Annotated in this window: 21 protein-coding genes; 13 read left to right on the top strand and 8 right to left on the bottom strand. The window is 46.1% G+C overall.

Annotated features, from left to right (window positions below; genetic code table 11):
* Positions 1-3 precede the first annotated feature (3 nt).
* Positions 4-1,545, bottom strand: a complete 1,542-nt coding sequence (locus tag J4N45_RS14005; protein ID WP_252011993.1) for a sodium:solute symporter family transporter — start codon at positions 1,543-1,545, stop codon at positions 4-6.
* Positions 1,546-1,882: 337 nt separating this feature from the next.
* Between J4N45_RS14005 and J4N45_RS14010 the strand changes: the two genes are divergently transcribed.
* From J4N45_RS14010 to dkgB, 9 genes are all read left to right on the top strand, one after another.
* Positions 1,883-3,187, top strand: coding sequence for an MFS transporter (locus tag J4N45_RS14010; RefSeq protein ID WP_252011995.1), 1,305 nt, complete (start codon positions 1,883-1,885; stop codon positions 3,185-3,187).
* A gap of 167 nt (positions 3,188-3,354) precedes the next feature.
* Positions 3,355-4,371 (top strand): nuclear transport factor 2 family protein, encoded by a 1,017-nt coding sequence (locus J4N45_RS14015; RefSeq protein ID WP_234495737.1) that lies wholly within the window; start codon positions 3,355-3,357, stop codon positions 4,369-4,371.
* A gap of 147 nt (positions 4,372-4,518) precedes the next feature.
* Complete coding sequence (locus J4N45_RS14020) at positions 4,519-5,622, top strand: porin (protein ID WP_252011997.1); 1,104 nt, start codon at positions 4,519-4,521, stop codon at positions 5,620-5,622.
* A 190-nt stretch (positions 5,623-5,812) separates the two neighbouring features.
* The gene (locus tag J4N45_RS14025; protein ID WP_128648872.1) at positions 5,813-6,817 is read left to right on the top strand and encodes a LacI family DNA-binding transcriptional regulator; all 1,005 of its coding nucleotides are present in this window, start codon (positions 5,813-5,815) and stop codon (positions 6,815-6,817) included.
* Between the two features lie 162 nt (positions 6,818-6,979).
* Positions 6,980-8,482 carry a glucose-6-phosphate dehydrogenase gene (gene zwf, locus J4N45_RS14030; RefSeq protein ID WP_234495739.1) on the top strand — a complete coding sequence of 501 codons (1,503 nt, stop codon included), beginning with the start codon at positions 6,980-6,982 and terminating at the stop codon, positions 8,480-8,482.
* 95 nt (positions 8,483-8,577) lie between these two features.
* Positions 8,578-10,026 (top strand): decarboxylating NADP(+)-dependent phosphogluconate dehydrogenase, encoded by a 1,449-nt coding sequence (gene gnd / locus J4N45_RS14035; RefSeq protein ID WP_128648871.1) that lies wholly within the window; start codon positions 8,578-8,580, stop codon positions 10,024-10,026.
* Positions 10,027-10,239: 213 nt separating this feature from the next.
* The gene (locus J4N45_RS14040) at positions 10,240-10,608 is read left to right on the top strand and encodes a hypothetical protein (RefSeq protein WP_252011999.1); all 369 of its coding nucleotides are present in this window, start codon (positions 10,240-10,242) and stop codon (positions 10,606-10,608) included.
* Between the two features lie 136 nt (positions 10,609-10,744).
* Positions 10,745-10,981 (top strand): hypothetical protein, encoded by a 237-nt coding sequence (locus J4N45_RS14045; RefSeq protein ID WP_252012001.1) that lies wholly within the window; start codon positions 10,745-10,747, stop codon positions 10,979-10,981.
* 115 nt (positions 10,982-11,096) lie between these two features.
* Positions 11,097-11,903, top strand: a complete 807-nt coding sequence (dkgB, locus tag J4N45_RS14050) for a 2,5-didehydrogluconate reductase DkgB (protein WP_252012003.1) — start codon at positions 11,097-11,099, stop codon at positions 11,901-11,903.
* 67 nt (positions 11,904-11,970) lie between these two features.
* On the opposite strand, the gene J4N45_RS14055 is transcribed toward dkgB, so the two are convergent.
* From J4N45_RS14055 to J4N45_RS14085, 7 genes are all read right to left on the bottom strand, one after another.
* Positions 11,971-12,318, bottom strand: coding sequence for a YajD family HNH nuclease (locus J4N45_RS14055; RefSeq protein WP_042499543.1), 348 nt, complete (start codon positions 12,316-12,318; stop codon positions 11,971-11,973).
* Positions 12,319-12,326: 8 nt separating this feature from the next.
* Complete coding sequence (locus J4N45_RS14060; RefSeq protein ID WP_252012005.1) at positions 12,327-12,935, bottom strand: CDP-alcohol phosphatidyltransferase family protein; 609 nt, start codon at positions 12,933-12,935, stop codon at positions 12,327-12,329.
* Positions 12,928-13,575: an ATP-binding cassette domain-containing protein gene (locus J4N45_RS14065; RefSeq protein WP_252012008.1), complete on the bottom strand. Its 648-nt coding sequence runs from the start codon at positions 13,573-13,575 to the stop codon at positions 12,928-12,930. The genes J4N45_RS14060 and J4N45_RS14065 overlap by 8 nt, the downstream gene beginning before the upstream one ends.
* Entirely contained in the window at positions 13,541-15,247 is a 1,707-nt protein-coding gene (locus J4N45_RS14070; RefSeq protein WP_252012010.1) for an ABC transporter permease, read from the bottom strand. Before J4N45_RS14070 ends, J4N45_RS14065 begins: the two co-directional genes overlap by 35 nt.
* Positions 15,248-15,268: 21 nt before the next feature.
* On the bottom strand, positions 15,269-16,396 hold the full coding sequence (locus J4N45_RS14075) for an ABC transporter substrate-binding protein (protein WP_503056903.1): 1,128 nt from the start codon (positions 16,394-16,396) through the stop codon (positions 15,269-15,271).
* Positions 16,397-16,695: 299 nt separating this feature from the next.
* A complete protein-coding gene (locus J4N45_RS14080) occupies positions 16,696-16,920 on the bottom strand; it encodes a hypothetical protein (RefSeq protein ID WP_252012014.1) in 225 nt (74 codons plus the stop codon).
* Positions 16,921-17,056: 136 nt separating this feature from the next.
* A complete protein-coding gene (locus J4N45_RS14085) occupies positions 17,057-17,335 on the bottom strand; it encodes a hypothetical protein (protein WP_252012017.1) in 279 nt (92 codons plus the stop codon).
* 303 nt (positions 17,336-17,638) lie between these two features.
* Between J4N45_RS14085 and J4N45_RS14090 the strand changes: the two genes are divergently transcribed.
* The 4 genes from J4N45_RS14090 to rlmF all read left to right on the top strand — a co-directional run bounded on the left by J4N45_RS14090 (position 17,639) and on the right by rlmF (position 22,131).
* Complete coding sequence (locus tag J4N45_RS14090) at positions 17,639-18,910, top strand: diguanylate cyclase domain-containing protein (protein ID WP_252012022.1); 1,272 nt, start codon at positions 17,639-17,641, stop codon at positions 18,908-18,910.
* A 317-nt stretch (positions 18,911-19,227) separates the two neighbouring features.
* Complete coding sequence (locus J4N45_RS14095) at positions 19,228-20,412, top strand: D-alanyl-D-alanine carboxypeptidase family protein (RefSeq protein WP_128649216.1); 1,185 nt, start codon at positions 19,228-19,230, stop codon at positions 20,410-20,412.
* A gap of 170 nt (positions 20,413-20,582) precedes the next feature.
* Positions 20,583-21,092: a M48 metallopeptidase family protein gene (locus tag J4N45_RS14100; protein ID WP_252012024.1), complete on the top strand. Its 510-nt coding sequence runs from the start codon at positions 20,583-20,585 to the stop codon at positions 21,090-21,092.
* Positions 21,076-22,131 (top strand): 23S rRNA (adenine(1618)-N(6))-methyltransferase RlmF, encoded by a 1,056-nt coding sequence (rlmF, locus tag J4N45_RS14105; RefSeq protein WP_252012026.1) that lies wholly within the window; start codon positions 21,076-21,078, stop codon positions 22,129-22,131. The genes J4N45_RS14100 and rlmF overlap by 17 nt, the downstream gene beginning before the upstream one ends.
* The last annotated feature ends 14 nt before the right edge of the window (positions 22,132-22,145 follow it).

Below are 22,145 nucleotides of genomic sequence, written 5' to 3' on the forward strand. Positions count from 1 at the left end.
TTATTACAGCAGTACTGAACCAAGCCAGTCGGGGATATATAGACAAATAACCACAGTGAACGCTGCGAAGACAAATAGCCCGTAGTGGCTGGCTTTTGGCTTAGCGATCAAGTGCTTCTGTTTATGAATAAAGTCTAGCTGTTCGGGCGTTACTTCGCCCCATTTATAGCTAGTGGTCAATCCTACGACCAAAAATACCAAAGTCCCTATTGGTGCAAACCACGGCCACGCGATGTCCAATCCTTTGGCAGTAAATACGGCGACCATGCTAACAATACTTCCGAGAATAATGCCTTTTTCGTTGGCTTTCTTAGATGCTATTCCTAACACAAAAGAGCCGAGACGAATACCTACAAAAATTGAGGTCAGACTAGCGATCGTCTTTAATACGGATTCGTTAGATACCGCCAAAATTGCCGGTACGACTACCGAAGCGGCTGCAACTAAACTCATTTTTCTCGCGGTACTTTCATAATGCGCATCTTCAGCATCGGTTTTAATAAAGCGCTTATAAATATCAAATGTCGCTACGGTTGCCATTGAGTTGTAGGTTGAATCCAGTGTCGACATCGCCGCGGCTGCTAATGCAGAAATAATCAGGCCTATAATAATTGGGTTGGTGTGGTTGAAAACGAAATCTAGGATGACTTCATTCTGGTTATCAAAGACTTGCCCTTCATAGAATACATTGAGCAGCACACCTAAAATGGCGAACAGTAGATAGATAAAAAACGCGCCGTAACCGCAAAGTAGCATCGATTTTTGGGCTGTATTAACGCACTTGGTTGCCAGAGTGCGCTGGATTATTAGTTGATTGGTGCCGTAAACACTTAGATGCAGAAACGCAACGGCAACTAACCCTGCCCAGAGTGTGGTATCGACACTTGGATCCATATTCAGGTTAATGACGTTGAGCATCTCAGGTGTCGATTTCACACCGCTATCTATGTCGAAAATTAAAATAAAGAAGATAGCGATAGTACCAATGACTAGGATCAGCGACTGAAGCATATCTGTCCAAATGACCGTCGAAATACCTCCAGCATAGGTATAAATCGCAGTAAATACGCTTATGCATAGAATCGCTTGGGTAATAGTGATGGGTAACACCTGAACCAGAATTAGCGACACCGCATACAAGATGACACCTGCGGAAATACATTGCACCACAAGAAAAACGATCGAGTTGATGGTTCTGGCATAGATACCAAAACGCATCTCTAGATACTCATAGATAGAAGTCAGCTTGAGCTTGTAGAAGATAGGAACGAAAAACACCACGGTGAAAAAGATCACCAAAGGGTAGTTGAGATGGATCGCCATCGCTTCCATCCCTGTTCCATAGACCCAACCGGGCATTCCGATAAAGGTCATTGCACTTATATAAGTCGCGAGAATGGATACTCCCGCTGTAAACCAACCGAATTGACGTCCACCTGTCGAAAAGTCTCCACCCGTTTTCAGCTTCCTATTTACTAAGTAGCTGATAAATATGGTTGTTGTAATGTATAGGGCGATTACAACGAGGCTTGAGTACGTAACCATTCTTGATTATTCCAAAACATCTTTTGCTTCAAATTCGAGTGGATTCTATCGTCATTGTAGGCGAATGATACAGTTCTGAGTCAATAAATGTGAGATTTATCGACTAAACTGACTACAAATACATCAAAATGGCGAATTTTGCGTGTTAGTGTGATCGTTGTCACTAAAACCTGCGCTTTGGGTGCGTATTCATTGGTTTTTGATATGGATCACGGATCTTTAAACCACAAAAAAAGTAAGATTCATCTCGCTGGACGGGGGCAGTCAAACAAAGTTTAGAAACACTGTGCTCGCCATTAAAAATACTATACCTAATTAAAATAAGGGTTTAACGGCTATGACCGCTAAAAAACACATGAGCGAAGTTCCAATGATCCAAAGGGTAGCTGCCTATTTAGCTATCTTGGTTGGTTACTTCTTTTACTGTTATAACTTTGTAATTATTGACTACGTACGCCCCTACATCGTTGAAGCGTACGACGGAATTAGCTTGTCGGATACGGCTCAGTTCTATACATGGCAGTCAGTTGGTGCCCTGATTGGTGCATTAAGCTGTGCTTGGTTCGCAACCAAGTTTGGTAAAAAGAACACCTTGATTGCTATTACTGCACTAAACGGTGGCGCAACCATCATCAATATGATGTTTACCGACTACGCGACATGGGCTGCAATGCGTTTCATCATCGGTCTATCATTGGGTGGCTACTTCACGGTTGCTGTTTCATTAATGATTGGTCTATTCACACCAACAGTGCGCGGTAAGTTGACGGCCTTTGCATCTTCTATGTTCTCTGTCGCTTTGATGGTAATGGGTGCGTATGCAGCATTTATCACAAGCATCGATGCTCCATGGCAAAGCCTCATGTGGGTTGGCGGTGTGCCACCACTAGCGGCAGCTGTACTAATGATCTTCGTTTTACCAAGCGACAAGAAAGTGATTGCTTACGGCGAAGAAGAGCAAGCGAAGGCTGAAGCTTCAACAGACTCTAACGTGACAGCGAAGAAAGGTTCTTGGGGCGAGATGCTAAGCAAGCCTTACCGCACTATCACAATTACTTGTTTGCTACTTGCAGGTCTGAACTTCTACGGCTTCCAGTTCTTCGGTGGTTTCGTAACGACCTACCTACGTGAAGTTCGTATGTTTGACGGTGCAACAATCGGTCTTATCTTCTCCATCTCAGCATTTGGCTCACTATTTGGTGCTTGGTTCTGGGGTTGGGCGGCAGATAAGTACGGTCGTAAGGTGAACGCATTTGGTTTCATCCTAGCCGGTATCATGGTGTCAATCTTCTTCATCGCACCGGGTGACAAGGTTATTGGCGGCCTGAACATGCTCGCTATCCTTGGCCTGACTTATAACTTCGGTCTGTCTTCATCAGCGGTATGGGGTGGTTACTTCTCAGAGCTATTCCCAGCGCACCTTCGTAGCTACGGTGCAGCACTGTTCCACGGTGGTCGTATCCTAGGTATGTGGGCGCCAATGGTACTCATCTTTATCCAAGAGCGTACCGACCTACAAACGGCAATGTGGGGTTCACCAATCGTATGGATCATCGCAGGTCTTCTATGGCTAACACTGCCAGAGACACTAAAAGGCGGCGTGTTCCACAAAGAGAAGAAAGTAGAAAAAGCGAGCGCTTAATCAAAGAGCTTACTTTTTAACGAACCTCAGTCTTTAAAGAACTTTGGTCTTCAACGAATTTAGTCGACGGGTAGATTCTCTCCGGTATCTGAAGATACCTGTCGACAACCTAACTTAATTACGAGTCCTGTTCCAACAATGACTCATCATTAATAAGAGAGATGATTATGTCTAAATATCAAGAAGCAAAACGCGTTGTACGTGAATACTTCGACGCAATGGAAAACGCAACGCACGAAAACGTTGCTGAAGTACTAAAAGCTCACACTTCAGAAGATTACCTATGGCGTGGTGTTTACCCATTCCGTGAGCAAGAAGGTGCGGAAGCAGCTGCAGAAGTTTTCTGGGCTCCTTTGATGAAATCTATGACTCGCATGCAACGTCGCCAAGATATCTTTATCGGCGGTGAAAACGAAGTAACGTCAGGTGAAATCTGGGTTATGAGCATGGGTCACTTCATGGGTCTATTCGATGCTGAATACCTAGGTATGCGTCCAACAGGCAAAATCATGAACATCCGTTACGCTGAATTCAACTGCGTAGAGAACGGTAAAATTACTAAAACAGGTCTTTTCCTAGACCTACTAGGTGTGATGGATCAAGCAGGCTGCTACCCACTTCCACCGTCAACAGGTAAGCACTTCACTTACCCTGGTCCTCGTAACCACGACGGTCTACTGTTTGAAGATGCAGCGCCTGAAGAAGGTCAAGCAACTCTAGATCTAGTAAACAAGATGGTTGCTGACCTTTCTGCACTTAATGACAGCGGCGCAATGGGTTGCCCACCAGAAGTACTAGCGAAGAGCTGGTCTGAAGACATGATCTGGTACGGTCCATGTGGTATCGGTGCATCTTACACAATTCCTCGTTACCAACAGCAGCACCAGCTTCCGTTCCGTAACAACCTAAAAGACAAGAAGTTCAACGGCCACGTATGTCGTTTCGCAGAAGGCAGCTTCTCTTGCTTCTTCGGCTGGCCAAACCTATCTAACACGCCAATCGGTGGTTTCCTAGGTATGACTGGCGGCGAGGTTCGTGCGGACATGCAAGTAGTAGACGTTTACTACCGTGACGGCGACAAGCTATCTGAGAACTGGGTACTGATCGACCTTCCTTACTGGCTAAAACAGCAAGGTCTAGACGTGTTCGAGCGTACTTCAAGCATCCTAAACCCTTCTCTATAAGAGCAATACCTACGGCTTGAGCGTCCTCTCAACCTCAAGCCTGCTCCCAACCGATGCCACAGGACGTGGCATCGTTTTTCCTGATTATTATTTTTTAACGGGCTGTTAGGCACGGAGGCTTTCTATTGCCTGTAAAGTAGGAAGCAAATGAAAAAGTCTGCATTAAGTGTACTAGTGGTAACTGCACTTACTTCTGCCTCTGCAATGGCCGCACACACTTTTACCAATGAAAATGGTGACTCTTTAACTATTGATGGCCGTTTTGAAGTTCGCTACCAAAACAAAGCACGCAATTTTGATGACACAGCTGGTGAGTATGAAGCTCGCACTGATGAATTCAACAGTGGTAGTTCTCGTTTCGGTTTCAAAGGCGTTAAGCAACTTGAAAATGGTTGGCAAGGCTTTGGTCACGCAGAGTGGGGTTATAACTCTTCTTCGACTGCCAACGACATCTACAGCCGACTTCTATACGCAGGTGTAGAACACGAAAAGTGGGGTAAAATCGCTGCAGGTACTAAGCAGTGGAGTACTTTCTATGATGTGGCTTGGTACACCGACTTAGGTCGTACCTATGGTTCACGTGGTACTGGCTATTACAATCTAGCGGATTGGGGTATTGCTTCAGGCACAGGTCGTGCTGAAAACTCTATTACTTATCGTAACAACGTGGGGGGTGACTGGAAATACGGCTTCACTTACCAAACAACACGTAACGATGTTGCTCTAGCTGGCAATGCAACTGCAACATTGAAAAACGGTATGGGCGCTTCTACCTCTTACTCGTTTGAAAATGGTCTAACGCTTGGTTTGGCGTATCACCAAAATGAGCTTACAGATATCGAGAATGCATCTAATATCAACGATGGTGACATTCAACGTATCGCGTTGCTTGGTGCAAACTATTCACTAGGCGGCTTCTATGTTGGCGCGACATACAGCGAAGGCACAAACTGGGAAGTAAATGATAACGCTGAGTTTTATGACTCGCGTGGCGCAGAGCTATACACCTACTACCACTTTGAAAACGGTCTTCGTCCAACGCTTAACGTTAACTACTTAACTAGCAAAGATGACAATGGTAATGGCTACGAGCGTCAAACCATCATTCCAGGTCTAGAGTATCACTTTACAAAGAACACCTTCCTTCTTTGGGCTGAATACCAGTTTGACCAAGGTAATGACCAATACGTTCAAGACCACTACGATAACCGCGATAACCAGTTCTCTGCGGGTATCCGTTACTACTTCTAATAACTTGTTCCCTCAACCTGTTGCAATTGGGGAACAGGTAATTGCTGCAGGTTGATGGGTACAACCCATTTTAGATGGTATTTATGTGCTAAAGCCTTACATTTAAACGATGTAAGGCTTTTCTGTTAATGCATACGTACCAAATTATGCTACATTTAGCGCCATTGGCTCGGTGAATTAAACAAAATAAATGAATATTCCAAAACAGACGGTCACGTCAAAAGATGTCGCTAAACTCGCAGGGGTGTCACAATCGACGGTATCCCGTGTGTTTGTTGAAGGGAGCTCTGTCGCAGAAAAGACCAAACAAAAGGTGTTTGAGGCAGCAAAAGCACTCAACTACCGCCCCAATGCGTTCGCGCGAAGTCTGACGACCAATCAGTCTAAACTTATCGGCTTAGTCTTCCCAGATGCGGATTATCCCATCCATATGAAAACGCTGCAGCTCATTAGTAGCGAGTTGCAAAAAATTGGTTACTCAGCGGTGCTCATTCCATGGCAAGTTGATGGAGAGAACCAGCACTCGATTCCCAACATTTTCCAGTATCGCGTTGACGGTGTTATTGCCGCTTCCGCGACGTTCAATACCGCGCTCTACGATGAGTGCGAAGAGTTCAATATTCCTATCGTGCAATACGCCCGTGTCGTCGAAGGAACTAAGAGTAGTTATGTGATCAGTGATAACTATTCTGCAGGGCAAATCGCTGCACAGCGCTTTGCGGATAGCAAGTTGTCCGACGTCGTTTATCTAACGGGTGAAGTTCCGACCTTGACCAACCAAGAGCGCGTCAATGGTTTTTGCGATGAGTTTCAATCGCTAACTGGCAAGACCCCTAAAGTCGTTGAAGCCAACTACGATTATGGTGGCGCGCTAGAAGAGATCCGTGCATTGCTCAAAAGTGGGGCAAAACCACAAGGTGTGTTCTGCGCGACAGACAATCTTGCCATGGCTTTTATGGACATCGCTCGTTTTGAGTTTGATTTGAAGATCCCGGAAGATGTTCAGGTGATTGGCTTTGATGATATTCCACAGGCGACTTGGCTAAGCTACGAGCTGTCGACCTTCCGCCAAGACTTCACTCGTCTTGCCAGAGAATCGGTAAAAATCATTTCAAATCAAATCAAAGAGAAGGACTCAAGTTTGGTTCGCTTGATGGTCCCGGTACGCTTTATTGAGCGAAATAGCACTAACTAGCTTCTAACATCTCTAAACTGACTATAATAGTCGTGGTCAGACCTTATCATTTGAGTGAATTTGCCTATCCTTTGGATAGGCAAAACTTATTTTCTTTTTATCTAGCACGCTGTTAACATTGGCGTCCGCTAAACAATTGCCCCCATTGTCTAAGGAAAAAAGATGGTAATACCTGAAAATAGTAGCATCGTGATCTTTGGTGCTTCAGGCGACCTTACGTACCGTAAGTTGATCCCTGCTCTTTACCATTTGTATGCCAGCGACCAGCTGCCAAAATCATTTGCTATTCTTGGTGTGAGCCGCACTCAATACAGTGACGAATCATACAGAGAGAAACTCAAAGCTTCTCTTCAAGAGATGGAGAAGACAGAGCCAGAAACGCTAGAAGCATTCTGTAACCATCTTCATTATCAAGCGATTGATACCTCTGATACTCAAGATTACGCGAAACTCGCAACCCGCCTTGATGACGTTGCAAACCAATACGGCTTTGAACAACGCAACACGCTATTCTATTTGGCGACACCGCCAAGCCTTTACAGCATTATTCCAGCAAGCCTAGCGGCTCACGGTCTTAATGATGAAAGCCAAGGCTGGAAGCGTCTAATCATCGAGAAGCCATTTGGTTATGACCTTGCGTCAGCGCGACAGCTCGACAAAGAGATCCACGAGCACTTCCAAGAGCATCAAATTTATCGTATTGACCACTACCTAGGTAAAGAGACGGTTCAGAACCTACTGGTTCTGCGTTTCTCGAACGCGATGTTTGAGCCACTCTGGAACCATCAGTACGTTGATTATGTTGAAATTACGGGTGCTGAGTTCTTAGGTGTTGAAGAGCGTGGCGGCTACTACGATGGTTCGGGTGCAATGCGTGACATGTTCCAAAACCACTTGCTGCAAGTACTCGCAATGGTAGGCATGGAATCTCCGGCACAAATTAACGCGGACGCAATTCGTAACGAAGTAGTTAAAGTACTGCAATGTCTGCGCCCGCTTTCTGAAGATGATTTGCGTAACAACCTAGTGCTGGGTCAGTACACAGAATCTAATGTGCGTGGACAGTTCCTACCGGGCTACCGTGATGAGCACGGTGTAGCGGACGATTCTCGTACAGAGACTTATGTTGGTTTGAAGATGTTTATCGATAACTGGCGCTGGAATGGTGTTCCTTTTTATGTCCGCACAGGTAAACGTTTGCCGACTCGTGTCACCGAGGTGGTGATTCACTTTAAACAAACGCCGCATCCAGTATTTGGTAAAGACGCACCTGAAAACAAGCTTATCATCCGCATTCAACCTGATGAAGGCATTCAGATGAGCTTTGGCTTGAAAGAGCCAGGAGCGGGCTTTAACGCCAAAGAAGTGAAGATGAACTTCCACTACGCGTCACTTCAAGAAACGCAAATGCTTACCGCGTACGAGCGTCTTCTACTAGATGCACTTAATGGTGACGCGACACTATTTGCGCGTAGTGATGCAGTAGAAGCGTGTTGGGAGTTTGTACAACCGATTCTAGACTTCAAACAAGATCCACAAGCGCTATTTGGCTATGCATGTGGTACTTGGGGTCCTAAAGAGTCTGATCAACTGCTTCATAACGATGGTCGCGCTTGGCGCTTCCCTTGCAAGAACCTGACAGACACAGATTACTGCGAACTGTAATCACAAGATTATGTCGCGCTAGGAGAGCTGCACAACTTGGCGCGACCAAAAATTTCAAAGCAGCAAGTTAAGTTGCCGAATTGATGGAGAGAATGATGAAAGGTGATATTGGTGTAATTGGTCTGGCGGTAATGGGTCAGAACCTTATCCTAAACATGAATGACCACGGCTTTAAAGTTGTGGCTCACAACCGTACTGCTGCAAAAGTTGACGAGTTTCTAGAAGGTCCAGCGAAAGGCACTAACATTGTTGGCGCATACTCACTAGAAGAGCTAGTTGAGAAGCTAGAATCGCCACGTAAAGTGATGCTTATGGTACGTGCTGGTGACGTTGTCGATAAGTTCATCGAAGCTCTAGTACCACTACTAGACAAAGGTGACATCATCATTGATGGTGGTAACACAAACTACCCAGATACAAACCGCCGTGTTGCTGCTCTTCGTGAGAAAGGCATCCACTTCATCGGTACCGGTGTTTCTGGTGGTGAAGAAGGCGCGCGTTTCGGTCCTTCAATCATGCCTGGTGGCGCTTCAGAGGCTTGGGAAGCGGTTAAGCCTATCTTCCAAGGTATCTCTGCAAAAACTGACGCTGGTGAGCCTTGCTGTGACTGGGTTGGTAACGATGGTGCAGGTCACTTCGTTAAGATGGTACACAACGGCATCGAATACGGCGACATGCAGTTGATCACCGAAGCGTATCAATTCATGAAAGACGGTCTTGGCATGTCTGCTGACGAAATGCAGGCAGTGTTTGCTGATTGGAACAAGACTGAACTAGACAGCTACCTAGTAGAAATCACTGCTGACATCCTTGGCTACAAAGATGAAGACGGCGAGCCACTAGTAGAGAAGATCCTTGATACTGCGGGCCAAAAAGGCACAGGTAAATGGACAGGTATCAACGCACTAGACCTAGGTATTCCACTAACGCTTATCTCTGAGTCTGTATTCTCTCGTTGTCTGTCTGCTCTAAAAGACCAACGCGTTGAAGCTGAGTCTTTATTCGGTAAGACAATCACGCCAGTAGAAGGTGACAAGCAAGAGTGGGTTGATGCACTTCGTCAAGCGCTACTCGCTTCTAAAATCATTTCTTACGCTCAAGGTTTCATGCTAATGCGTGAAGCGTCAAACGAGAACGGTTGGGACCTAAACTACGGTAACGTAGCACTAATGTGGCGTGGTGGCTGTATCATCCGTTCTGCATTCCTAGGTAACATCCGTGATGCATACGAAGCGAACCCAGATATCGCATTCCTAGGTTCTGATGAGTACTTCAAAAACATCCTACAAAGCAGCCTAGCGGCATGGCGTAAAGTAGCAGCGAAATCTCTAGAAGCAGGCATCCCAATGCCATGTACGATTTCTGCGCTATCTTTCCTAGACGGCTACACAACAGCACGTCTGCCAGCGAACCTGCTTCAAGCTCAGCGTGACTACTTCGGTGCTCACACATACGAGCGTACTGACCGTCCACGTGGTGAATTCTTCCACACTAACTGGACTGGTACGGGCGGCGACACTGCGTCTACAACTTACGACGTGTAAGCGGTTTAAGATACAAAGCTAATTCGAGCCTCGCTATCAAGCGAGGCTTTTTTTTTTGTGCATTATACAACCGTCAAGGGTGGTGGAGCTTGAACTATTCGAATCCGATATAACTTCTAATTTAGGCGGATATAAGCCGTCTGTCATAATGTGCCATGACAATGATGTTTACATTGGTTCGTCCGTTTCTCGGTCAACCTATAAGGATATTTTATGAGCACATACCTCAACATACTCTCTGCGGAACCGGAGTTGATGAGCAAATTAACTCGCTCTCCTCTTCTAGATTTATCAACGGCAATTGAACTAACGCCACTGGATGGTCGACCTACTTATGCGTTTTATGGGGATAAGATTGAAAACCACTCTTCGTTAGAAAGACTATCTCGTGAGCAAGCGGGAGAGGGCATTTACTATCGCTATACCAATACCGAGCTCAATGGTGCCGATAGTGGTCTGGTAAACTACCGTGAAGGCATAACTCGAGTTTTACTTAAATACCTCAATGACCAGTCGGATTCACTGAGCTATCAAAGAGAGTTACTCGACGAAACGCAAGCAATCATACCTACACCGAAATAAGTTACCTCTCTTTATCAACCAAACAGGCGCTGGCTCAATCATTAACTAATCGTCAACGCCTGTTTAGAAACTCAAAACCACCTTCCCAACTAGCGCGATACACTTAGCTAAACGATACGATTTGAGGATAGAGCTAGTGAAACAATCGCCAATTAAAGAATTTTTCCTAAAACAAGCGCAAGAGTGGAAAGAGCAGGGTTATACCTGTCGAATGATGGCGCTTGAAATGCAAAAGCATGGCTTGTACGTGGGTTGGTACATGAGTGACATCCAATCTCGACTGAATGGCTACACGGTGCGCTATTGTACAGAGGTCGGTAAAGTTCGCTCGTCGCCTTATGGTTGGTCTAAAGTCTACAAGTTAATCGAATAGTACTCAGTTGGTTACCTTTGCACCGAACGCAATAAACATTTGTGATTTTGGTAGTAAATCGAACGTACACATACTGCTAGACTGACGGGACAACAATCAAAACTAAGGAGAAGTTATGTCCCTTTCTATTCCAACGCTTGGTGCGGGTACATTTCGCTTAAAGGGTGATGACGCTTACAACTCAGTAAAAATGGCTCTTGAGGCTGGCTACCGTCACATCGATACCGCTCAAATCTACGGAAACGAGAAAGAAGTAGGGCAAGCGATTGCTGACTCGGGTATCGCACGTGATGAGCTTTTTGTGACAACAAAGATCTGGATGGATAAGCTTGGCAAAGACTCTTTCATCCCAAGCCTTGATGAGAGTTTGAAAGATCTACAACTCGAACACGTTGATCTCCTTCTTATTCACTGGCCGCTAAAAGATGAGGCAGTGCCAATGGAGGAGTACCTTCAAGAGCTCAAGCATGCTCAAGATTCGGGCTTGGCACGATATATCGGCGTGTCGAATTTTACGGTAGCGCAAATGAAGCAGGCGATTGAGATTCTTGGTGAAGGCGTGCTTTACACCAATCAGGTGGAAGTGCACCCATACTTGCAGAACGCTCAAGTTGTCGATTTCTGCAAGCAGAACGAGATGATTGTGACAGGCTACATGCCATTCGCTTATGGTGACGTATTGAAAGATGGCTCTATTAAGCACATCGCCGAAAAACACGGCGCGACACCTGCACAAGTCGTGTTGGCTTGGATGGCTAAGTCAGGTTTTGTCACTATCCCATCGTCGACGAAAAAGGCAAACATCGAGAGTAACTTAGGTTATGTTGATGTTGTGCTAAACGATGAAGATATGGCAACGATTGCTAACCTAGATCGTGGTCACCGCTTAGCGAACCCTGATTTCGCACCAGAGTGGGACTAGATTTAGTATTTTATCCACAGCGATTCTAACGAAAAACGTCAGGCATTTGCCTGACGTTTTTTTATCGCTACTTCTTTTTCATCATATTGGCGAGATCAGCAAAAGGGTTGTGTGTCGCTGCTTGGTGATTATCTTCGCCGGGCTTCACTTCGCTGCCGTAGAGCTCATGCTCTGTGTATTTTGAATGCTCATGGTCGTGACAGTACAAGCACAAGAGCTCCCAGTTACTCCCATCTTCAGGGTTATTTGTGTGGTCATGGTCTTTGTGATGAACCGTGAGTTCGCGTAGGTTTGAATAGACAAACTCACGAGCGCAGCTACCACAAACCCAAGGGTATAACTTAAGTGCCTTTTCGCGGTAGTCGCTCTCTTTACGCGCGTAGGCGGCACTGGTACCGAAATAGTCAGAAGACATGCTGTTCCTTACTCTTTTAACGTGTGAAAGCCTGAGTAAATGCGAGTGAATGTGGTAAACCAGCAAGCGGTACCAAATACAAACGCAATCGCCGCAAAGTGTTGCGGGAACAAGCAAAGTAGCACAAAACACCCTATGGTTTCTGTGCCTTCAGTCAAACCGCTCATGTAATAGAGCGATTTGTGTTGATAGACAGGGTTTTCAATCCCTCGTTTTCCCGCCATCACGGCAAATGCCAGGAAGCTGGTGCCAGTGCCAATGAAAGAGAAAATAAGAAACGCTCCGGCAATGGCATTTTGTTCTGGGTTGGCGATAACAAAGCCAAACGGGATCAAAGAATAAAACAAGAAATCGAGACTGATGTCGAGAAAGCCGCCGGCATCACTGATTCCTTGTATTCGAGCCAGTGCTCCGTCTAATCCATCGCAAATACGATTAAGAACAATGAGGACAAGGGCAAATGAGTACTGCTCATAAGCGAGAGCAGGGAAGGCTAAACAGCCAAGAGCAAAACCGAATAAGGTGGTTTGATTTGCAGTAATGCCCGCTTGGTTTAATACTCTCGCCGACTGCGCTAGTGGCCAACGAATAACTTTGATACTCAATCGATCAAGCATGTGCATTCTCCCATGGCCATTTGAGTACTTGGCTGCCTTGAGGGATATCATCTTCATCGTGCGTCACCATTAGGGTAGGGATGTTAGCCTGTTTTAATTGCTCGATTACCCAGTCGCGAAACTGTACTCGTAGCTCCTTATCAAGTTTGCTAAATGGTTCATCGAGCAACGCAACCTCAGGCTCTGCAAGCAGCATACGGGTTAAGCTAATTCGCGCTCGTTGACCTCCAGAGAGTTGCTCTGGATATTGCTCAGCAAGTTTCGAAAGTCTGACTTTACTGAGCGCCTCCATCGCTTGTGATTTGCGATTCGACCCTTTGACCTCATTGGGCAAAGCGAACGCTAAATTCTCCCAAACATTCAGATGAGGAAACAATAAGTCGTCTTGGAATAGTATGCCAACACGACGCTTGTGAGGAGCTAAAGTGTCGATTCGCTGTCCGTTGAGTTGAACTTGACCAGAGTAGGTGAACTCGGGTGCCAGATGACCGGCGACAACATCGAGCAAGGTCGACTTACCGCAGCCACTGGGTCCCATCAGAGTCAGAATAGCTCCTGAGTCGATAGAGAAGTTGCAATTAGAAAACAGCACCTCACCATCACGCTTACGGATGGCGAGGTTTTCTAGCAAGAGCGTCATTAACTAACAATCCTTTAAATTTAATTCGGCGATAACGGGTGTGAAGGCGATTAACCAGCACCGCAATGGTGAAAAAGAACAGAGGCAATAGAGCTTGGAACAGCGCATATATCGCGGTAACACGTCTATCAAACCCACTCGAAAGAGCAACTGCTTCGGTTGTGATGGTAGCAATACGTCCTGCGCCCAACACCAGTGTTGGCAAATACTGAGCCAGACTCACGCTGATACCGATCGCCCATGCAAAGACGATTGCAGGAAGCAGCAATGGCAGTTTGACGTGAAACCAAGTGTAAAGTGGACTTTTACCCAGACTCATGGAAGCTTTAGTGAGCTGATCGTTGAACCCTCGCCAAGGCCCATCCAGCGATAAATAAACAAATGGAAACGCGAAGAATACGTGAGACCAACACACCCAGAATAGATAAGCGTTGTCGTTAAGTATCAAGGTCGCAACTTGCAAACCAAACAGAATACTCAGTTGTGGAAGTAGCATCGGAATCGCAATCACATAGCCCGGTACCTGCAGACGATACTTGTTTCGATACTCATGCCCAACGATGGCAAGTATCAATGCAATCGAGGCAGATATTATAGCGATGGTCATACTCTGGCTGATTACGCTAGTCATTCCTTCCCATTCATACTCCCAAAATCGCATTGTATAGCGTGATGGTAATAGATCAGGGAATCGCCAGCGCTGAGCAAACGTCCAGATGATAGTTAGTGGCACCATGGTAGTGACGATGCCAGCAATAACCACAAATAGTGATTTTCCCGGAAGGCGAATTGCGTAGCGTCCAGAATATTGCCATTTATTCGCGTATTTGACGACGACAAACTCAATCAGCCTAGCCAAGCCAATGAGTAGTGTTGCAATGACAAACAAAATAACGGCACCGGCACTCGCTCTTGGAAGTAGGTTGAGGTCTGGATCGTTGAACCACTGCCATACAAGAACGGCAAACGTAGGCGGGTTCGTCGGGCCAATAATCAAGGCAACATCAACGACAGATAGGCTATACGCGATGACAGCGAGCATCGGAAAGCGGATCTTCGCAAACCATTGAGGTAGGATGATTTTCCACCATGCCGCCGCTTCCGAGTAACCAAGCGACGAGGCGATCTTCAATGATTCACACACTTTCAGTTGGCGTAATATTGGAATACTCATCAGCAGAAGAAAGGGTACTTCTTTGATGGCAAGCATCAAGGTCAGTCCGATGCCGTAGGGATCTTTGACTAACCAAGGCGCATCACTAAGGCCGGATTGGCTACTGACTCCAAAGAGCTCAACAAGTGCCCGTGCCCCAAACCCTGTTGGAGAGAACAGAAACGCAAAGCCGATGGCAAACGCCACGTGTGGCAGCGCCAGAAGTGGTGATAATGCCAGTTCAATCTTTTTCCACCAACGACTGTTCCAACTCGCTGCGATAATGGCAAAAGCGAGGAAGCAAGCAAAGTAGCTGCTCACAATAGCTGTGGTTAAAGTGAGCGCGATGGATTTTTCGACGCCTTGCCACGCGAAAACATCGGAAAATCCAGTGACGCTAAACTCATTAAGGTTGAGCGGAGGAATGTAACCGAGTGATGCCACTACCACACCCGCAAGGCCGGGTATGGTAGGGAGAATGCAGACAACAACCAATATGGCGTACAACAGTCTTAGCATAATCGTTAACTCAAGTCTCGGTTAGCTGCCGTAACGTTTGAGCCATTCTTGCTCAAGCGCACTTTGCCAGCTTGGATGAGGTTCGGCAACGGATTTGAATTGTTGAGTCTTAGCTGCGCTACCTTTTAGATATTGCTTGTTCAACACAGAAGGGTCACCCCAGACGTTGATGTCGCCCTTGCGCGATTGCGCCTCTGGGCTTAACAAGAAGTTTATGGCAACGAGTGCGCCTTCTTTAGCGTTAGCATTCCATGGTACAGCTAAGAAATGGATGTTGGACAGAGCACCGCTTTCCATTGCATAAGCCGTTGTGGTGTCGCTAAGGTTGCCACTGGCTTGTGCCGAATACACAGCATTTGGATTAAACGTAATCGCAAGATCAATCTGTCCATCATCAAGTAGTTGGATAGTTTCTGCTGTACCAGCAGGGAATTGTTTACCACCGCGCCATGCAACTTTGTGGAACTCATCAAGGTAGTTCCATAGAGGCTGAGTGACACCTGAAAAGTCTGCTTGGTCCACTGGTTTAGCTAATGAAGGGTCGTTATCAGTAAGTTCGATAAGCAGTGACTTTAGAAAACTGGTGCCATGGAACTCCGGTGGCTTTGGATAGCTGAGTTTATTTGGGTAGGCTTTTGCATAGTTCAGCATCTCCATGTAAGACACGGGTGGATTATTTAGGCTTTGCGTATCATGAATAAAGACTAACTGACCTACACCCCAAGGCGCTTCCAGGCCTTCAGTAGGTTCTGAGAAGTCACTATCTACGGGAAGCGACTTATCAACATATTGCCAATTCGGAAGGTCTGAAACAAACGGTCCATAAAGCAGCGCATTGTCTTTCATTGACTTAAAGTTTTCGCCGTTGATCCAAACCATATCGACACTACCGCCGCTGTTTTTGCCAGCGGCTTTCTCTGCCAGTAGACGCGAACCCGTCTCAGCAATATCGGTGACCTTAACATGATTAAAGTTCACGCCGTATTGTGCTTTCAGCTCTTTGCCTGCCCACTGCAAGTAGCGGTTGATCTCTTGGCTTCCACCCCAAGCGTGGAAGTAAACTGACTGTCCCTCTGCTTTCTTAACAACGTCGTCCCAGTTCACATCTTCCGCGAAAGCACTTGATGCTGAAAGTGCGCTTGCAACCATCGCGAGTGAAGAGATGAGCGACGTCTTAAACAATTTATTTTTCATTCTGTTATCCATTTTATGTCGTATGTGGCTAACCTTGCCTAGTTGTTAATAAATGATAGTAAAGGTTGCCGAGCGATAATCAATAGCCTTGGTGCTAACAGTAGAGTTATCACTAGATTCTTATCAGCCAACATGACCGAGACGACACGAAAAAAATTTCAATGCCGTTGAATAAATTAGGATTTTGGAAAGCGAATACAAACGTCTTGTAAGACGTATCGCTGTTTGGGTGGAGTAGAGGGAGCGAGTATCAGTTAAAAACGAGCAATCATACTTTTTAATCTGGCATCGATACAGGTATTGAATGAACGAGTTAGATGCCCCTGCTCAAAGATTTCCACTCTTGCTAACTGAGTGGTTTGATTCGGGCAATCGCTTCCAAGTTCATCAAGGAGCATTCCTATCTGATAAAACTCTAATCGTGCTTCCGTGGTCGGTGTCGCGCTGTCCATTGAGTGGATTCTGACTAGGGCTTTCATAACATGCTCCTCAATTCACGTAGGTGATAAGCGCTCTTACGCTGTCATGAGGAACAAGACCAATGGTGATAGATATAAATTTCATTAGTTGAGGCTGATTCCAAAAAAATGGGCACTCTTGCTCTGAAATTGTTGGCTAGCTGACCAAGCCGTTGCGGACGAGCCCGCGTTTTACGCTTTTGCATAGTTTGCCAAAACGACGCAGTTCTTCAAAGTTTGGAGCGATACCACGATCAAGTGCCGACTCCCAATAGCTGACTTCTGTTTCGACAAGCTCCATCAGCTTTTTTGGGCAGCCGATGCAAGAATTATCGGGCCCACACACAAACGTGTCTTCACTGTAGAGGGGAAGCTCTGCTTTGACTGAATCTATTAGTTCTAGTGTTGCGACCGTAAGGCTGGGTTTAGCGCTCATGTAGATTGGTTCTGGAGTATGCGGGCGTTCATGATAGGCGATGTATGACAGGGTGAACACTGTACAAAATAGGTATATCGAACGATCGTTTCATACTGTCTCAAAATTGAGTAATACATTAATAACGTAAAAATAATACTCTCAAGGTAACCAAGCTTGATTCACTATTAGAGAGCTTCTTTACAAATTTGAACGAGAAAGCCGCATGTCGACGGCGTTAGTTACAATCTAAAAAACTAGAACAAGAAGCCGCCCGTTGGCAAACAGGGAAGTGTTGTTGATTAAGCGGAAAGTGAGTTTAGTATGGAGAATGAGTCCACACAGCTGAGCATATCGATTCGGCGTCTATTTGATGTGACCCCGGTACCCACTGCAATCAGTGGACCGTCGGGTAAACTCGAGTATGTGAATCCCGCTTTCACCAAGATGCTAGGTTACACGCAAGATGAACTGTTCACTGAGGGGGTCATTATTACCCACCCCGATGATCTTGCACTTAATCTAGACATTCGTGCTCAGCTTCTTGCTAACCCCACAAAGCCATTAAAGATCCATAAGCGCTACCGCCATAAAGACGGTCACCCCATTTTAGCTGAGCTTAATATGGCTGCAGAGGTAGACAATAGTGGCAATGTAACTCGACTCATTTCCCAAATCGTTGATCTATCGGGCTCGCGTCAATTTCAAGCGGCTGAACTTCTTCTAAATCAGCTTGTAAGAAAGTCTAATGATGCGATATATGTGGTTGACGCCGAATTTGGCCACATCCTGAATTGCAATGAACTTGCCTACAAAAGACTTGGCTACTCAAAAGAAGAGCTATTGCGGCTCTCTGTTCCTGATATTAACCCGTTATTTCGCAACAGTATGACTTGGCGAGATCATGTTAAGTCGATGCGTATGCATGAGAAAAAACTGATTGAATCGACACATATTAGAAAGGATGGGAGTGAGTTCCCCATTGAGGCAAGCGTCAATATGGTGGAACACAATGGCGACACCTACTTTGTTGCGATTGCGAGGGATATTTCCGAGCGAAAAGAAAAAGAGTTGAGACTATTGGAGGCTCAAAATCTTGATCCTCTGACAGACCTACCCAACCGACGCCTACTGGAGTCCAAACTGCACGACTTATTGTGCGAGTGCTGCACTCGGTCTGAAAAAGTTGCGTTTATGTATCTCGATATCGACAACTTTAAGCACATCAATGACACTTATGGGCATGTAGTGGGTGATAAGGTATTGCTGGCACTCGCCAACAAGCTCAAAGACTTCACAAGGCAATCGGATATTGTCTCTAGGCTAGGTGGTGATGAGTTCCTAGTCGTTCTTCCTGGCCTCAATAGTCGTGCACATGTACTTAGTCTTGCCGATCATATACTTCAAGTTACGTCACATCCTTTTCATATCGATGACTCTTTGAGTCTAGAAGTAAAGCTAAGCCTAGGGGCGACACTCTGTGAAAGTAAGGCTCTTGATGTTGCGAAAGCAGTATCTAGTGCTGATAGGGCAATGTACTTGTCGAAAAAAGCCGGGGGTGGGCAGAGCGCCTTTATTGAATGTGATGATGCTTAAGGCAATTTCTGACACTAATCGCTGCTCATAATATGTCATCTTTGTTACAAGGTGTAGACGTGCAATTCTATGATAAATGACGTTGGAGCCTTGCTACGCGTGCGTTGATCTTTTTGCTTTGAAGGAGGAGCGAGAATAGGTTTCTCGCTATGGCTGGTAAAACGCAATAAATCTTACAAAAAAACTAAGCCAAGTGACCGATATTATTCTAGTTTGTGGGTAGAGGTTAAATAAATTTCAGCTCCGCGTTCAAATGGCGTCACAAACGCTCGTTATCCAGAATTTGCGGGGCTCTCACAGAATAAGGAGTCCGTGAGATGAAGAAACCAATGTCTGCTTTGTTCGCGTCGATTGCACTTTGCTCGTCGGCGACAGCTTTTGCGTTGGTCACACCAAATCCACCTGCACTGAATGCTAAGGGCTACGTCCTTATGGACTACCAGTCAGGGTCTATTATTGTCGGCGGTAATCAAGATGCGGCACTTGCCCCTGCGAGTCTGACAAAATTGATGACAGCTTACGTCGTGGGTAAAGAGATCGAAACTGGCAGAACAACATGGGACAGCAAAGTCGCCGTGAGTGAGAATGCTTGGTCAGTCAAATTCCCTGATTCTTCGAAAATGTTTATTAAGCCAGGTGACAACGTCACGGTGGCGGATTTGATGCGTGGATTGATTATCCAATCGGGTAATGACTCCGCTGTCGCTTTGGCAGAGCATGTTGCTGGTACCGAAAGTGGCTTCGTGGCGCTGATGAACCAGTGGGCTGCCAACTTGGGTATGACAAGTACGCAGTTTATCAACTCACATGGCCTAGATGGACAGGGCATTCACACGACGCCAAATGATATGGCGATTCTGATGCGCCACATCATCGAGGATGTGCCAGATGTCTACAAACTGTATTCAGAAAAACGATTCGTTTGGGCTGATATCAAGCAGTACAACCGCAACAGACTTCTTTGGGATAACTCGCTAAATGTAGACGGTGGTAAAACCGGATATACCTCAGAAGCGGGTTACAGTTTGGTTAGCTCGGCGACGCAAGGTCAGATGCGTCTTATCTCCGTTGTAATGGGGACGCCAAGTGCACAGACTCGTGTAGAAGCATCAAGGCAGCTACTCAACTACGGATTCCGCTTTTATGAGACAGATCAGCTCGCGGAATCTGACGCAACCGAAGTGACGGCGAAAGTATGGAAAGGGGCGAGTAGCGCTATCCCGCTAGGGTTTGAGCAAGACGTTTACGCGACGTACCTTCGAGGTAACAGCCGCGGCGTTTCAAAGGAAGTCGAAGTCTTTGCGCCTTTGGTCGCTCCAATCAACCAAGGCGATATTATCGGTAGCGTAACCTGGAAAGTCGGTAACGATGAAATTGCCACTGAACCTCTCGTCGCTAAATCAAGCGTTGAACAAGGCTCTATCTTTAAGCGTGCTTGGGATACGGTGGTGCTATGGTTCAAGTCGCTATTTACCGATGCTAAGGATCTCTGGGAGCAGTAAGCCAGACAAGTATATCGTCAAAGTCAAAAAGTGCGTCATCCCCGCGCAGGCGGGGATATACTCGAAGCGCATTGAAAAACTTAAGTTCGTGACTGAACGCATCGGGCCTTTATTTCATCTCCTTGCCTCGCTAGAATAACGCGCTCTTTGATAGCAACACCGCACTGGTTATGAGCCCACATCTCAAGTACATCTCTGGCTACCCTCAACATCTCGTCGACCAAATTGATTCTATGGTGTCGTCGGGGCGTTTCATTCAGTGGTTTGAAAAGCGTTTCCCAGACCGTCATCAACTCAAGAGTGAAAAAGCCCTCTTCGAGTACACCATGGATATTAAGCAGCGTTACATGAAAAAAACGCCGCCTCTCTCTAAAGTCATTTGGGACAATAAGATCCACGTGATCAACAATGCGCTTGGTCTTCATACCTATATCTCACGTGCTCATGGTGGCAAACTCAAAGCGAAGAACGAGATACGAATCGCGAGTGTGTTTAAAGATGCGCCTGAGTCGCTGCTTCGTATGCTGGTGGTTCACGAACTGGCTCATATCAAAGAAAAGAACCACGACAAAGCGTTTTATCAACTATGTTGTCATATGGAACCTGACTACCATCAGCTTGAGTTCGATGCGCGCCTTTTTTTGATCTACAAAGAACTACTCAATGACTCGTCAAAATAAATCTAACCAACGACCTCATAAGCAAGACAAACTGTCAACAATGGTTGTCGATAAGCGAAAAGCGAGCGGGCTTCATGCGAACAACAAGCATCAGGGGCGCTACGACTTTAAACGTCTAATCGAAGCTGAACCAAGTTTGGCTGAGCATGTGGTGAAAAATCCACATGGCGACATGAGTATTGCGTTTTCAAATCCTGAGTCGGTAAAAGTGCTCAATCGTGCTTTGCTAAAAGCCTATTACGGTTTGAGTCATTGGGATATTCCAGGTGGGTATTTATGTCCGCCAATCCCAGGGCGTGCGGATTACATTCACAGGCTCAACGAATGGTTGCAGCATGACTTGATGCAAGACCGCCCGGCAAAAGCTCGCCTTAAGGTGACAGCGCTAGATATCGGCGTTGGTGCGAACTGCATTTACCCAATTGTTGGTGCGACGCAATATCACTGGAACTGGGTCGGGAGTGACGTCGACGAAGGATCCTTAGCGAGTGCGGCTAACAACGTTAAGCAGAATACTAAGCTCACGCGAAAGATTGAATTAAGACACCAGACCCAGAGTGAACACATTTTTGAAGGTGTGATTCAACATGGGGATGTGTTTGTCGCGACAACCTGTAATCCTCCATTCCATAAGTCCGCAGAAGATGCGCAGAAGGGAACGGAGCGCAAGAACGCGAATCTGACTAAGAACAGACAGCAGCGCGGCGCTCCGTTACAGGGAAAAAAACAACTAGAGAAAAAGAGCGACGGGCTCAACTTTGGTGGTCAAAATGCGGAACTATGGTGTCCAGGCGGTGAAGAAGCATTCGTTTTGAACATGGCGAATGAGAGTAAACAGTTTGCGCACCAAGTCATTTGGTTCTCGACACTGCTTTCTAAGAAGGACAACATTCGCCCACTGCAAAAACGCCTAGAGAAGCTGGGTGCAACGCATGTCCTCATTCAAGAGATGGCTCAAGGCCAGAAGAAAAGCCGCTTTGTGGCGTGGTCGTTTATGACACATGAGCAGCGCCTGACCCTGAGTAGCCACTTGTTATAAGAACGAGCAGCGTT

The sequence above is a fragment of the Vibrio sp. SCSIO 43140 genome (assembly GCF_023716585.1).
In the GTDB taxonomy this organism is placed as follows: Bacteria; Pseudomonadota; Gammaproteobacteria; order Enterobacterales; family Vibrionaceae; genus Vibrio; species Vibrio maritimus_B.

Coding starts and splice junctions, on each gene's coding strand:
- J4N45_RS14005 (WP_252011993.1), bottom strand. CDS start 1,545: ATGGTTACGTACTCAAGCCTCGTTGTAATCGCCCTATACATTACAACA.
- J4N45_RS14010 (WP_252011995.1), top strand. CDS start 1,883: ATGACCGCTAAAAAACACATGAGCGAAGTTCCAATGATCCAAAGGGTA.
- J4N45_RS14015 (WP_234495737.1), top strand. CDS start 3,355: ATGTCTAAATATCAAGAAGCAAAACGCGTTGTACGTGAATACTTCGAC.
- J4N45_RS14020 (WP_252011997.1), top strand. CDS start 4,519: ATGAAAAAGTCTGCATTAAGTGTACTAGTGGTAACTGCACTTACTTCT.
- J4N45_RS14025 (WP_128648872.1), top strand. CDS start 5,813: ATGAATATTCCAAAACAGACGGTCACGTCAAAAGATGTCGCTAAACTC.
- zwf (WP_234495739.1), top strand. CDS start 6,980: ATGGTAATACCTGAAAATAGTAGCATCGTGATCTTTGGTGCTTCAGGC.
- gnd (WP_128648871.1), top strand. CDS start 8,578: ATGAAAGGTGATATTGGTGTAATTGGTCTGGCGGTAATGGGTCAGAAC.
- J4N45_RS14040 (WP_252011999.1), top strand. CDS start 10,240: ATGAGCACATACCTCAACATACTCTCTGCGGAACCGGAGTTGATGAGC.
- dkgB (WP_252012003.1), top strand. CDS start 11,097: ATGTCCCTTTCTATTCCAACGCTTGGTGCGGGTACATTTCGCTTAAAG.
- J4N45_RS14055 (WP_042499543.1), bottom strand. CDS start 12,318: ATGTCTTCTGACTATTTCGGTACCAGTGCCGCCTACGCGCGTAAAGAG.
- J4N45_RS14060 (WP_252012005.1), bottom strand. CDS start 12,935: ATGCTTGATCGATTGAGTATCAAAGTTATTCGTTGGCCACTAGCGCAG.
- J4N45_RS14065 (WP_252012008.1), bottom strand. CDS start 13,575: ATGACGCTCTTGCTAGAAAACCTCGCCATCCGTAAGCGTGATGGTGAG.
- J4N45_RS14070 (WP_252012010.1), bottom strand. CDS start 15,247: ATGCTAAGACTGTTGTACGCCATATTGGTTGTTGTCTGCATTCTCCCT.
- J4N45_RS14075 (WP_503056903.1), bottom strand. CDS start 16,396: ATGGTTGCAAGCGCACTTTCAGCATCAAGTGCTTTCGCGGAAGATGTG.
- J4N45_RS14080 (WP_252012014.1), bottom strand. CDS start 16,920: ATGAAAGCCCTAGTCAGAATCCACTCAATGGACAGCGCGACACCGACC.
- J4N45_RS14085 (WP_252012017.1), bottom strand. CDS start 17,335: ATGAGCGCTAAACCCAGCCTTACGGTCGCAACACTAGAACTAATAGAT.
- J4N45_RS14090 (WP_252012022.1), top strand. CDS start 17,639: ATGGAGAATGAGTCCACACAGCTGAGCATATCGATTCGGCGTCTATTT.
- J4N45_RS14095 (WP_128649216.1), top strand. CDS start 19,228: ATGAAGAAACCAATGTCTGCTTTGTTCGCGTCGATTGCACTTTGCTCG.
- J4N45_RS14100 (WP_252012024.1), top strand. CDS start 20,583: ATGAGCCCACATCTCAAGTACATCTCTGGCTACCCTCAACATCTCGTC.
- rlmF (WP_252012026.1), top strand. CDS start 21,076: ATGACTCGTCAAAATAAATCTAACCAACGACCTCATAAGCAAGACAAA.